Origin of the sequence: Rheinheimera soli (genome assembly GCF_021290985.1) — a bacterium.
GTDB classification, from domain to species: domain Bacteria; phylum Pseudomonadota; class Gammaproteobacteria; order Enterobacterales; family Alteromonadaceae; genus Pararheinheimera; species Pararheinheimera soli.
In genome coordinates this window covers 49379-61246 of record NZ_JAJOYU010000007.1, presented here as the reverse complement: position 1 = coordinate 61246, position 11868 = coordinate 49379, and the positions used below count along the sequence as shown (strand labels likewise).

At 46.5% G+C, this 11868-nt stretch carries 11 protein-coding genes; 5 read left to right on the top strand and 6 right to left on the bottom strand.

Translation table 11 applies throughout. The features are described from left to right. Positions 1 to 24: 24 nt before the first annotated feature. Entirely contained in the window at positions 25 to 258 is a 234-nt protein-coding gene (locus LSG37_RS06920) for a hypothetical protein (RefSeq protein WP_233079192.1), read from the bottom strand. A 265-nt stretch (positions 259 to 523) separates the two neighbouring features. Continuing rightward, positions 524 to 2122: an isocitrate lyase gene (locus LSG37_RS06915; RefSeq protein WP_233079191.1), complete on the bottom strand. Its 1599-nt coding sequence runs from the start codon at positions 2120 to 2122 to the stop codon at positions 524 to 526. A 191-nt stretch (positions 2123 to 2313) separates the two neighbouring features. Between LSG37_RS06915 and LSG37_RS06910 the strand changes: the two genes are divergently transcribed. Then, positions 2314 to 3255, top strand: coding sequence for a LysR family transcriptional regulator (locus LSG37_RS06910; protein WP_233079190.1), 942 nt, complete (start codon positions 2314 to 2316; stop codon positions 3253 to 3255). Between the two features lie 96 nt (positions 3256 to 3351). Here LSG37_RS06910 and aceB read toward each other — a convergent pair whose 3' ends face one another. Further along, positions 3352 to 4956, bottom strand: a complete 1605-nt coding sequence (gene aceB, locus LSG37_RS06905; protein WP_233079189.1) for a malate synthase A — start codon at positions 4954 to 4956, stop codon at positions 3352 to 3354. Between the two features lie 220 nt (positions 4957 to 5176). Here aceB and LSG37_RS06900 point away from each other — a divergent pair, with 220 nt between their 5' ends. Both LSG37_RS06900 and LSG37_RS06895 read left to right on the top strand, forming a co-directional pair. After that, on the top strand, positions 5177 to 5818 hold the full coding sequence (locus tag LSG37_RS06900) for a DUF2726 domain-containing protein (protein ID WP_233079188.1): 642 nt from the start codon (positions 5177 to 5179) through the stop codon (positions 5816 to 5818). Positions 5819 to 6020: 202 nt separating this feature from the next. Beyond that, complete coding sequence (locus LSG37_RS06895) at positions 6021 to 6221, top strand: hypothetical protein (RefSeq protein WP_233079187.1); 201 nt, start codon at positions 6021 to 6023, stop codon at positions 6219 to 6221. 58 nt (positions 6222 to 6279) lie between these two features. Here LSG37_RS06895 and LSG37_RS06890 read toward each other — a convergent pair whose 3' ends face one another. Next, positions 6280 to 7230 (bottom strand): carbohydrate kinase family protein, encoded by a 951-nt coding sequence (locus LSG37_RS06890; RefSeq protein ID WP_233079186.1) that lies wholly within the window; start codon positions 7228 to 7230, stop codon positions 6280 to 6282. Between the two features lie 193 nt (positions 7231 to 7423). Between LSG37_RS06890 and LSG37_RS06885 the strand changes: the two genes are divergently transcribed. Further along, entirely contained in the window at positions 7424 to 9352 is a 1929-nt protein-coding gene (locus LSG37_RS06885) for an amylosucrase (RefSeq protein ID WP_233079185.1), read from the top strand. Positions 9353 to 9565: 213 nt separating this feature from the next. Continuing rightward, entirely contained in the window at positions 9566 to 10450 is an 885-nt protein-coding gene (locus LSG37_RS06880; protein ID WP_233079184.1) for a sugar phosphate isomerase/epimerase family protein, read from the top strand. Positions 10451 to 10512: 62 nt separating this feature from the next. Here LSG37_RS06880 and LSG37_RS06875 read toward each other — a convergent pair whose 3' ends face one another. After that, positions 10513 to 11271, bottom strand: a complete 759-nt coding sequence (locus LSG37_RS06875) for a 3-keto-disaccharide hydrolase (RefSeq protein WP_233079183.1) — start codon at positions 11269 to 11271, stop codon at positions 10513 to 10515. Between the two features lie 42 nt (positions 11272 to 11313). Next, on the bottom strand, positions 11314 to 11868 hold the full coding sequence (locus LSG37_RS06870; protein ID WP_233079182.1) for a gluconate 2-dehydrogenase subunit 3 family protein: 555 nt from the start codon (positions 11866 to 11868) through the stop codon (positions 11314 to 11316).

Sequence of the window (11868 nt, the reverse complement as noted above, 5' to 3'; positions counted from 1 at the left end):
GCGCAGAACTTAGCTACGGCAGCTTTACAGCTGGTCGAGTTTTCTTGCGTAATGCCAACCTATGGCCATCAATCCCAGGCCACTTAGAATCAAAGGAATAAAAAGCGGTGACTTGGATATGCCTGTGTGGAATGTCATACCTAAACCAACACCTAAAGCTGCCCCACACATCACGCCTAAAGCAGGCAACGCAATAAAAACCAATTTTAATGTGCTTTTTAAGTCGTTACGTTTTGCGTTTTGTACTGCACTAATCATCAGAAATGTCCTTACTTAGTTAAATCGGCTGCAGGCTACAGCAACTCTCTTTTATAAAAAATTGCCAGAAAAATGCAGGAAGGTCAAATAGTTGAGACTGTGCTGTCGATAGCATCAGATCCGGTTAAATCCGGCAAAATAAAAAAGGCAGCCTTGCGGCTGCCAATGTCAGTGTAACCCGACCACGTAAATCAGCAATTACGTTGGAGACGTACACCCTTTGTCCTTTCAGTACATTGGATATAGTCGGCCATGTACCAGTTGGTTAGGAGAACTGGTTCATGGTGTTGTCTTTCCCTGAGGCCTTCAACGCAGCTTCCCCTGAGAAGTACTCTTTGTGATCATCACCAATGTCCGAACCCGACATATTCTGGTGTTTGACACAGGCGATGCCCTGACGAATTTCTTTACGTTGCACGCCGGCCACATAACCCAACATACCAGCAGCACCGAAGTACTCTTTGGCTAAGTTGTCAGTCGACAAGGCAGCCGTATGGTAAGTTGGTAAAGTGATCAGGTGGTGGAAAATACCTGCTTCACGGGCACCGTCAGCCTGGAAAGTACGGATACGGTTATCCGCTTCCAACGCCAGTTCGGTCGTGTCGTAATCTGCGCTCATCAGTTTGGCTCTGTCATAAGCAGATACATCTTTACCTGCTGTTTTCCACGCATCAAATACTTGCTGACGGAAATTCAGCGTCCAGTTAAATGACGGGCTGTTGTTGTAGACCAGCTTGGCATTAGGCACTACTTCACGAATACGGTTGACCATTTCTGCAATCTGGCCAACATGAGGTTTTTCAGTCTCAATCCACAGTAAATCGGCACCGTGCTGCAAAGAGGTAATGCAGTCCAGCACCACACGATCCACACCACTGCCCTGCTTAAACTGGAATAAACCACTGGCTAAACGTTTTGGTTTTAACAACTTGCCGTTGGCTTTAACCACCACATCGCCGTTTTGAATATCAGAGGCGCTTTGGATGTAATCGCCATCCAGGAAGCTGTTGTATAAATCGCCTAAATCACCGGCTTCGTTGGTGACAGCAATTTGTTTAGTTAAACCGGCACCTAAGGAATCAGTGCGGGCCACGATAATGCCGTTTTCAATGCCTAATTCTAAAAAGGCGTAACGTACTGCGTTAATTTTTGCTAAGAAATCAGCATGTGGCACTGTCACTTTACCATCCTGGTGACCACATTGTTTTTCGTCCGACACCTGGTTTTCAATCTGAATAGCGCAGGCACCGGCTTCAATCATCTTTTTCGCCAGTAAGTAGGTGGCTTCGGCATTACCAAAACCAGCATCTATGTCGGCGATAATAGGCACTACATGAGTTTCAAAGTTGTCGATTTTAGCCAGCACTTCAGCGGCTTTAGCTTGATCGTCTTTGGCACGGGCATCGTCCAGTTCACGGAATAAACCACCTAACTCACGGGCATCGGCTTGTTTTAAGAAGGTGTATAACTCTTCAATTAACGCAGGCACTGCAGTTTTTTCGTGCATGGATTGATCAGGCTGAGGACCAAATTCAGAGCGCAGCGCTGCAATCATCCAACCGGATAAATACAGGTATTTACGTTTGGTGCTGCCAAAATGTTTTTTGATAGCGATCAGTTTTTGCTGGCCGATAAAGCCATGCCAGCAGCCTAAAGACTGAGTGTACTGACTGCTGTCCGCATCGTAAGCTGCCATATCTTCACGCATAATATCAGCAGTGTACTGCGCTATATCCAAACCTGTTTTAAAGCGGTTTTGTAACTGCATACGGGCAGCAGACTCAGCATTAATAGCGGCCCAGCCTGTTCCTTGCGCTTTGCAGCTTTGTTCCAGTTGTTTAATGATCTGTTGATAAGCTGACATGATGCATCCTCGTTATGTTGTCTTTTGTTTACCCGGCATTTGGTAAGTGCCCTTGTTGACATTCACTATAGGTTTCAAAATGAAAATTCATATAGCTGATTTTTTTGATTCTCATCATTCATTGTGTGAATATATAAAACATCCAATCAGCGCTTAATCAGCAGCGAATTAGCCATAAGAAGTGGAAGCAGATGAATATCAGTAAAATTGACCTGAATTTGTTGGTGTATCTGGACGTATTACTGCGGGAGAAGAACGTCACCCGTGCTGCCAATCAACTTAATATCACCCAGCCTGCTATGAGTAATGGCCTAAAAAGGCTGAGGGATTTGCTAAACGACCCAATTCTGGTGCGCACCTCTGACGGTATGGTGCCAACAGAACGAGCCAAGGAATTAGCGCCTGTAGTACGGGGTATTTTGCTCACCCTGGAGGAAACCTTACAACCGAACAAAGATTTTGAGCCAGAGCATAGCCACAGGGTATTTCGTATTATGGCCAGTGATTATGCGGCCTCTACTCTTATTCCGGCCTTGTTAAAAAAGCTACGGGCTCAGGCGCCTGGCACCTCGCTGGATATTATGACGCCATCGGATGTGACTTTTCATGATGTGGAAAACGGCAAGGTGGATATGGCCATCAACCGCTTTGATCAACTGCCACAGTCATTTCATCAAAAGACCATTTGGCGCGATAGCTTTGCCTGCCTGGTCAATAGCTTAAACCCTATTCTTGGCAACTTTAACTTAGACACTTACCTAAAAGCCCAGCATATCTGGGTCAGTAAAACTGGTTTTGGTGTAGGTGTGGGTATGGATCCGGCCGATGTGCAAAAACTCGGTTGGGTGGATGAGGCCTTAGCAAAGTTTGGTAAACAGCGCACCATCAGCGTATTTACCCGTAACTATCATGTGGCTATGCATTTAGCGGTCGAAACAGATTTGATTGCGACCTTGCCGCTGCGGGCTGCGCTTTTATATCAAAATGACGCCAGTATGAAAGTGCTGGATCCGCCCTTTCCAATTCCGTCTATCGAGCTGAAAATGATCTGGAGTCCGTTATTGCATCAGGATGCCAGTCATATCTGGCTGCGGCGCTTAATAACAGAAGTGGCAGACGAGTTGCATTTATAAGGGGGTCAGAGCCATCGGCTCTGACCCCACTATCCCAAAACTGGACCCTGAGTTGTATTCAATATGTAGGTCAGAGCCTAAGCTCTGACCTAGTTTTTAAGCCGTTAACAGCTCATAAGCTGGTAAGGTCAGGAAATCCACCAGTTGATCGGCTGTGGTAATTTGCAACAGCAGTGCCTGAGCGCGTTCAAACTGCTGTTGTTGCCACAACTCTTCTCCTACTTCTTCGCGTACCACAGCAGCTTCCTGCTGCAGCATTAGAGCAAACAAATCTTTGGTCACCAGTTGGCCGTTATTCAAGCTTTTGCCGTGTTTAATCCACTGCCAAATCGAGGTGCGACAAATTTCCGCCGTTGCTGCATCTTCCATCAGACCATAAATAGGCACACAACCTTTGCCGCTGATCCAGGCTGCTATGTACTGCAAAGCCACACGGATATTGATACGCATACCTGCTTCTGTGCGCTCACCACTGCTTGGTGCCAATAAATCGGCGGCAGTGACAGGCGCATCCTCAGCACGGCTGATATGCAGCTGATTGGTTTTGCCATCCGTCAGGTATTGATTAAACACACCATTGGCCGTCGCCGCTAAACCAGGATGCGCCACCCAGGTGCCGTCGTGACCATTACTGGCTTCACGCTCTTTATCCGCGGTCACTTTAGTTAAAATCGCCTGGTTGGCAACAGGGTCTTTCGCCGGAATAAAGGCTGCCATACCGCCCATCGCCAAAGCGCCACGTTTATGACAGGTTTTGATCAGCAGTTTTGAATAGGCCGATAAAAACGGCTGATCCATGGTCACGACCTGACGATCCGGTAAGACGCGGTCAGCATGGTTCTTTAAGGTTTTGATATAACTGAAAATATAGTCCCAACGACCACAGTTCAGCGCCACTATATGCTCACGCAGCGCGTGCAGAATTTCATCCATTTCAAACACAGCTGGCAAGGTTTCAATTAATACTGTGGCGCGGATAGTGCCAACAGGCTGATCAAATTTAGTTTGCGTAAAGCGGAATACCGCATCCCACCAGGCCGCTTCTTTATAGCTTTGCAGCTTCGGCAGGTAATAATAAACCCCAGAGCCATTGGCTAAACGGGTTTGGTAGTTATGGAAAAAGTACAAAGCAAAATCAACCAACGAACCTGGTACAGCTTCGCCATCCACTTCTAAATGCTTTTCCCACAGATGCAAACCACGAACACGGGCTATCAATAACGCCTGTTTGTCCCGCAGCGCATATTGTTTGCCTGACAGTGGGTCGCTGTAGCTAATAGTGCCTAAGTTGGCATCTCGTAGGTTAATCTGGCCTTCAATCACGCCATCCCAGCTGGGTGCTTGCGAGTCTTCAAAGTCGGCCATAAATACTTTTACATCAGCATTTAAAGCGTTGATGATCATTTTGCGATCGACAGGGCCGGTAATTTCTACCCTTCTGTCCTGCAAGTCAGCTGGAATAGCAGCTACTGTCCAGTCACCAGCACGGATGTCGGCAGTTTCAGCACGAAAATCTGGTAAAGCGCCTGCGTCATAACGCACTTGCTCTGCTGTACGCTGCTGCAGTAACTGTTTTAAAGCAGGACGAAACTCGCGTGTCAGTTCAACCACCAAGCGGCAAGCTTCCGGCGTTAAAATAGTCTGGAATTCGGCTGGTAAACGGCCTTTGATGTCTAATCCTGCAGTGTTGCTGCTTGTCATTGTGTTGCTCCTTGTCTGTAGCAATAGGAAGTCACTTCACTATAAGCCGAACAGAGGTCGAACCCCACCATTTCAGCCATCAATAGGCCATATGCCAGACATTCAGCAAACTTATACAATTTAGAGCATATACACTAACTTATTGGCACGCCTTATGCTTTACCCTAAGTGCAGCCAACAATTCAGAGCTGCAGAGTCAAAAGTTTGTCGGAGGTCATTAATGGAAGTTTTAATTTTAGTATTAGCCGTGTTGGTTGTGGTTGCAGCTTTTTTAGCCAGCCGTTTTATAAGCCATGGCAATCCTTTTCCATTTAGTAAAAAAAGCAGCCTTTTTACTCAGGTCGAACGCTCTTACCTCAACATGCTGGAACAAGCCGTTAAAGGTAAGTACAAAGTCATGAACAGAGTCAAAATGGCCGATATTCTTGAATTAAAAAGCAATGTTGATGCCAAATCCCGTATAGCGGCTTCAGTAAAACTGAATGCGAAGTATCTGGATTTTGTACTCTGTGATCCGGCCGATATGAGCATTGTGGCTGCAGTGGATCTGGTCAACAACAACAGTAAAGACGGCCATAAAGCTGTGCCAGACTGGTTTGTCAGCGGCGCCTTTGAAGCTGCGGGTATTCCTTACGTACGGATGAAAATTAAAGCCGGTTATACCATAGCTGATATCCAGCAAGGTTTAGCTGCCAAAATTGGCCAGAGTGGTTTAAAACCAGAGCCTTTATTAAAAGGTACAGTTAAGAAAAGCCCGACACGGCCGATACGCCCTTTAGAACCAGTGGTTCAGGCAGCAACTTTACCTTCGATTATTCCGGAGCGTGGCATTCGTTCGCAATCAACGGCCATGATCCACTAGCAGCAACACTGCTAAACCATGAACTGGTAGAAAAGAGTTCAACAACTTCAGGCATTTGGAACATAAGTCACTCCGCTCGCCTAAAGACCGAAGCCGCTCGCTGCAACGAGCGGCTTTATTTTTTTCCAGATCCTGAAAATAATTCTAAAGTTCACGATCCTTTTGCCGATATGATGTATGGAAATATGGCATGGGAGTGACTATGACACAATCCGTAGGCTCAGCTGCAGTTAGCCAGAGCTATGAACTACTGGGTGCCAGTCTGGCAAAATCCCAGCAAAAACAGGAAGGGAGACAAACCATGCAGTTGCTGGAAAGCGCTGTAAATTCGTCTCCGGCATTGCAGTCGCCAAGTCCGGTTTCTGTCGGCAACCTGGGTCAGAATATTGACATCTCGGTATGAATAAAAAAGGGCTAACGCAAGTTAGCCCTTTTTTTAGTGATGCCCGCTCTTCCCCCCCTCAATCCCACTCTTGTGCTGTAGGTAAAGCAGCAAAAGCTCCATATTTCTGACAGGTTAACGAGCCTGCCTTAATAGCTTTTTCAATCATGTGCTGGCGCAGTTCTTTGTGGTTGAGCACACCAGCGAAATTCAGCCCCAGAGTCAGTTGCATAGCCACCTGATTTAACCAGGCGCCAACAAAAGCATCGCCTGCTGCTGTGGTATCCAACACTGGAACTGAGGAAACTGGCACAGAAAACGAATCTGTTTTGCTGTAACTTTGTACTTCATTGGCTCCTGCTGTAACCACCAGCCAGGTCGGGCGAAAAGCCAGGATATGCTGCAACCAGCTCTCTGTGCTTTGGCCATCAGCAAGATACTCCAACTCGTCTTCACTTAGTTTCACTAAGTCAGCCATTTCCAGCAATTGGATCACCAACTCTCTGCTGGCTTTACCTTCACTCCACAAATTGTGACGTAAATTGGCATCCACCGACACCAGCCAGCCATGTTGCTGCGCCAGTCGCACTAAAGCAAAACTGGTTTGAGCTATGTCAGGTTCAGTCAGACTGTTGGAACATAAATGCAAAATACCCTTGTCCTGCCAAAGATCGGCCGGACAATGCTCCACTTTATAAAGTAAATCTGCCGCAGGCGGCCGGTAAAACGAAAAGCTGCGGTCGCCCTGCTCATTTAAGGCCACAAAAGCTAAAGCTGTTTTAGCATCCATAGTCTGGCGCACTGCACTGCAATCCACGCCATAACTTTGCAGTTCCTGTTGCAAAAAATCACCAAACATATCTTTGCCCAACATGCCGATAAATTTGCTATGTCCACCTAATCTGGCCACTGCCACTGCCACATTAGCAGGAGCACCGCCAGCAAAACGATGAAACAGACCCGGCTGAGCCTTATCCTGCAAAAAGTCGATCAGTACTTCACCAAAACAACAAACCGGAGTCGGTTTCATCAGCCTTATCCCCTTAAGTACCTCAACACAATGAGGCCACAAACTAAAACGTTTCAGATCAACTTTAGCCATTTAAAGTTGAAGTGTAAATATTCAACACTGAATTTAAACATTTCACCGTTAAAAGTCTTGCAAAAACAGAGAAAATGAAGTTCTATTAGGCATATCACACCGTAGATCCGGACCAGTTTATATGCAAAAAACCACAGCACAGCTGCTGAAAAACCCAGAGCTGCTGCAATTTGAAAGCGAAAATACACTTAAACGATTAAGTCAATCTTTAAAAACTGCAGCAAAAGACAGCTGGCCTGAGCTGAAAACCAGGCTGGAGCAACAGCTGCCCACTTTGCTTGAATTGTATTTAAGCTTATACGGTGAGCATTACGATTGCTATTACCATCTGGAGCAATTGCTAAAGCTGCTGGCGAAAAGTTCGGCGCAGCGTCCGGCCTATTTACGCAAAGAAGATGCAGAGCCACAAGACTGGCATAAAGACCCAGCCGCTTTAGGCGCTGCCTGCTATGTCGACTTATTTGCTAAAGACTTTCAAGGCCTTGCAAAACGCATCCCCTACTTAAAGCAAAGCGGCATTAACTATTTACATCTGATGCCACTGTTTAAAGCACCGGAGCCTAACAGTGATGGCGGTTATGCTGTATCTGATTATCGCAGCACCATGCCTCAGCTCGGTTCAATGCAGCAGTTAGCAGATCTGATGCAGCAGCTGCATTTGCAAGGTATTAAACCTGTACTGGATTTTGTTTTTAACCACACCTCCGACGAACATCGCTGGGCAGAAAAAGCCAAAGCCGGTGATGCTGAGTATCGTGAGTTTTATTTTTTTCTTACGGAACAAGAACGCGATCAATTTGCGCCCAGCTTGCGTGAAATTTTCCCGGAAATTCGCCGGGGTTGTTTTACTCAGGACAAGACGTCTGGCTTATGGGTCTGGACCACGTTCAACAGCTTTCAGTGGGATTTAAATTACGCCAATCCAGCTGTGTTTAATGCCATGGCTGAAGAAATGTTGTTTCTGGCCAATCAGGGCGCTTCAGTATTGCGTTTAGATGCTTTGGCTTTTGTCTGGAAACAAGCGGGCACCAACTGCGAAAACCTGCCTAAAGCCCATAGTTTAATTAAGGCATTTAATGCGGTCGCCCGTATTGCAGCTCCGGCTTTGCAGTTTAAATCTGAAGCAATAGTGCACCCGGACGAAGTGGTAAAATACATAGCGCCGGAAGAATGCCAGTTGTCGTATAACCCACTGTTAATGGCGCTGTTATGGGATAGTTTAGCCACTCGCAACACCAGATTATTAACAGAATCCTTGCGCAAACGTTTTGCCATTGACCCCAATTGCAGTTGGGTCAATTACATTCGTTGCCATGACGATATCGGCTGGACTTTTGATGACAGTATTGCCTGGCAATTGGGTATAAATCCTGATCATCACCGTCAGTTTTTAAATCAGTTTTACACAGGTCAGTTTGAAGGCAGTTTTGCTGCTGGCGTGCCTTTTCAGCAAAACCCTGTAACGGGCGATTGCCGGGTGGCTGGTATGTTGTCGTCTTTGGTTGGGGTGGAAAAAGCTGAAATCGAAAACAATACCTTACATCTGGAGCATGCTCTGCAGCGCATCTTCCTGCTGAATTCTGTCATTTTAAGTATTGGTGGTTTGCCGCTGTTGTATATGGGTGATGAACTGGGCTTAAAAAATGATTACAGCTATGTGCTGGACGCGGCGAAAAAAGACGACAGCCGCTGGGTGAACAGAGTGGCAGTCACTGATCAGCAACTCGCCTCTGCAACGTCAGCCGATAGCTTATCGGGCCGGATCTATCAGCAGTTACAGCAGTTGATTCAGACTAGAGCTAGGTTGCCATTATTAGGAGCTGGCAGTACCACACTACTGCACGATGACAATCCGCAGCTGTTTTTATACCAGCGTCAACTGGATGGAAAACGTTTAGTGGCTATAGTGAACTTTACTGAACGCACTCAGCTTTGCAGCTCATTAACAGGCCAGTTATGGCACGACGAGCTAAGCAATAAAACCTTACCCGCCGGCATTTTACAGTTAAATCCGTATCAGGTGCTGTGGTTAACTCCGGCAAATTCCTGAGCTATTCCCTGATAACACTCCCCCAAAGTGTTTGACTTTTGATGCCCCTGCAAAGGGGCTTTTTTTATGGCTTTTACCAAAGCAAGTCCCCCTGAGAGAAGTCTATTTATTTAGTCCTTTTAGAACCCGCCAATCAACGCATTTAGCCTTGATCTGAGTACAAAAATAACGCACTCTGAAACCGCTTCCAACGATAACAACAAGGACAGGGGTATGCTTTTTTTAAAGAAGAAACTGACAAACACTGCGCAGGTACTGAGTCTGGTTTTAGCCAGTACTGCAGCAGGCTATAGCTATGCAGATACAGCTGCGGTTACAGCGACTGAACCTCAATTGAGTGTGCAATTATGGTCTGTCAAAGATGCCATGATGGCAGATTTTGAAGGTACTCTGACCAAACTTGCTGCCATGGGGTTTCAGGGTGTTGAGTTTGCAGGATTTTTTGGCAAATACGCCAATGATGCTGCGGGTTTAAAAGCATTTTTAAACCAGTTGGGATTAAAAGCCTCTGGCGCTCATGTGCCTTTTGAAAAGTTCAGCCCGGAGCAGTTTGACGCCACAGTCGCTTTTTATAAGGCCATAGATTGTCACTATTTAATTATTCCTATGGATCAGCGCGCTTTTACTGTCGAAGGAGCCAAAGCTGTAGCTGCAGATTTAGCTGCTGTGCAAGAAAAACTGACGCCATTAGGTATGCAGGTCGGCTATCACAACCACAAACCAGAAATGCTCGGCGAAATGGGCAAAACGCCTTGGGATGTGATTGGTAAAAATACCAACAGCAGAGTGATTTTGCAGCAAGATGTCGGCTGGACTGAAGTTGCTGGCAAAGATCCGGTGGATTTTATAAAAGCTTATCCGGGCCGCACTGTAACCACACACTACAAAGCATCAGCACCTGAGCCTGGTAATACTGAAGATCCTATTATTGGTAAAGACACGACCGACTGGAAAGCTTTGATCACCGCCAATAAAACTATAGGTGGTACTCAGTGGCTGGTGGTAGAACAGGAATCTTACCCAGCAGGAATGACACCAATGCAAAGTGTTGAAGCGTCACTCAAAGGTTTGCAAGCCATCATCGCAGATATGAAATAACAGCAGGTTTTGATAAGAAAAAGGCTGGTGTCAACACCAGCCTTTTTGCCATAAAGACAGTATTAATCCAGCTTACGAACCCAGATATTGCGGAAACTGACGCTGTCGCCGTGATCCTGTAATTTCAGTGGTAAGCAGCCATGTGCTTTGACTTGAGGCGGCCCTATCCATTCAGTGGTACCAGCAATTTCAGTGTGATTTTGCACTAAAACACCATTATGCAGCACTGTGATATAACCAGGCGATAAGCGCTTTTCACCTTCAAAACGCGGCGCTTTATAGATGATGCCGTAGTGTTGCCACTCCCCTGTCGGACGGGTTGCGTTCGCCAGCGGAATAGTTTGTTTATAGACTGAACCAGCCTGGCCATTAGGGTAAGTGTCATTCTGATACGAATCTAAGATCTGGATTTCGTACATTTCCTGTAAAAAGATGCCGCTGTTGTTACGCAGCTGACCTTCTTTGTCCATCCTATCTTTACCAACACGCCATTCCAGATGCAATTGGATATCGCAAAACGACTCTTTACTGCGGATATCGCCAGTGCCGGGTTTAACCGTTAACACACCGTCAGTCATAGTCCACTGAGCTGCAGCACCAGTTTTTACCGATTGCCACTGCGACAAGTTTTTATCCAAAAGCTGTAGAGCATCTGAAGGAGCCTGACCTTGTGCTGCAGTGACGACAGGCGGCACCGGAGTCCAGACTTCAGTTTTAGCAGCTAACGCATGGCGCTCTGCGTCTGATAATTGGCTGATATCAGTGGCAGCCATAGCAGCAGTGCTTAACGACAAAGCAACGCCAATCCATACATAATTCATCATACATACCTCAAAAAAGCGGAGACCCGCCTTATCTGTTGCTTAGTTGGTCGCCCAGGCGCGATCGCCCTTTTTATAAGGCAGATTGCCATCGTAACGGCCAGGAACTGCGACATAACGCAGCACTTCAGTAGCCCCCAGTTTTGAGGTAAAAAACACCATCAGAGTCAGCTGTTTTAGCAAGGTAAAATAATGAGGTAACGGGCCGCCAGCAGCTTGTTTAGCATCCTGATCCAGCTTCGACAGCAATTCATGTTTCTGCGCTGCTGTCAGTTGCATAAAGTCTTTGCCAAATTGTTTTTTGGCCAGAGCTTTAATGGTTTTTAAGCCTTCAAAAAACACCGTCTGGTGCTTCAGCTCATAACAATCCGCCACCATTACGGCCATCACAGCGCCACAGCCGGCATCTTTGGCTCCCGGAGTGCTGGTTTTTGGCAAAATGGTTTCGGCAATTTCGTCTAAAAAGGCAATATCAGACTGAGTAAAAAGTGCCTTACCCGCATCGGCTGATTTCAGGTCGGCGGCCCATAAATCACCACCTACCATAGCCACACCGGTCGCGGCTGCAATCATTTTTAATAAATCACGTCTGTCCAT

What these genes read in the sequence shown, in the direction of transcription:
- aceB (WP_233079189.1), bottom strand. Translation starts at nt 4,956, where the DNA reads ATGACAAGCAGCAACACTGCAGGATTAGACATCAAAGGCCGTTTACCA.
- LSG37_RS06915 (WP_233079191.1), bottom strand. Translation starts at nt 2,122, where the DNA reads ATGTCAGCTTATCAACAGATCATTAAACAACTGGAACAAAGCTGCAAA.
- LSG37_RS06875 (WP_233079183.1), bottom strand. Translation starts at nt 11,271, where the DNA reads ATGAATTATGTATGGATTGGCGTTGCTTTGTCGTTAAGCACTGCTGCT.
- LSG37_RS06890 (WP_233079186.1), bottom strand. Translation starts at nt 7,230, where the DNA reads ATGAAACCGACTCCGGTTTGTTGTTTTGGTGAAGTACTGATCGACTTT.
- LSG37_RS06870 (WP_233079182.1), bottom strand. Translation starts at nt 11,868, where the DNA reads ATGGACAGACGTGATTTATTAAAAATGATTGCAGCCGCGACCGGTGTG.
- LSG37_RS06880 (WP_233079184.1), top strand. Translation starts at nt 9,566, where the DNA reads ATGCTTTTTTTAAAGAAGAAACTGACAAACACTGCGCAGGTACTGAGT.
- LSG37_RS06895 (WP_233079187.1), top strand. Translation starts at nt 6,021, where the DNA reads ATGACACAATCCGTAGGCTCAGCTGCAGTTAGCCAGAGCTATGAACTA.
- LSG37_RS06920 (WP_233079192.1), bottom strand. Translation starts at nt 258, where the DNA reads ATGATTAGTGCAGTACAAAACGCAAAACGTAACGACTTAAAAAGCACA.
- LSG37_RS06910 (WP_233079190.1), top strand. Translation starts at nt 2,314, where the DNA reads ATGAATATCAGTAAAATTGACCTGAATTTGTTGGTGTATCTGGACGTA.
- LSG37_RS06900 (WP_233079188.1), top strand. Translation starts at nt 5,177, where the DNA reads ATGGAAGTTTTAATTTTAGTATTAGCCGTGTTGGTTGTGGTTGCAGCT.
- LSG37_RS06885 (WP_233079185.1), top strand. Translation starts at nt 7,424, where the DNA reads ATGCAAAAAACCACAGCACAGCTGCTGAAAAACCCAGAGCTGCTGCAA.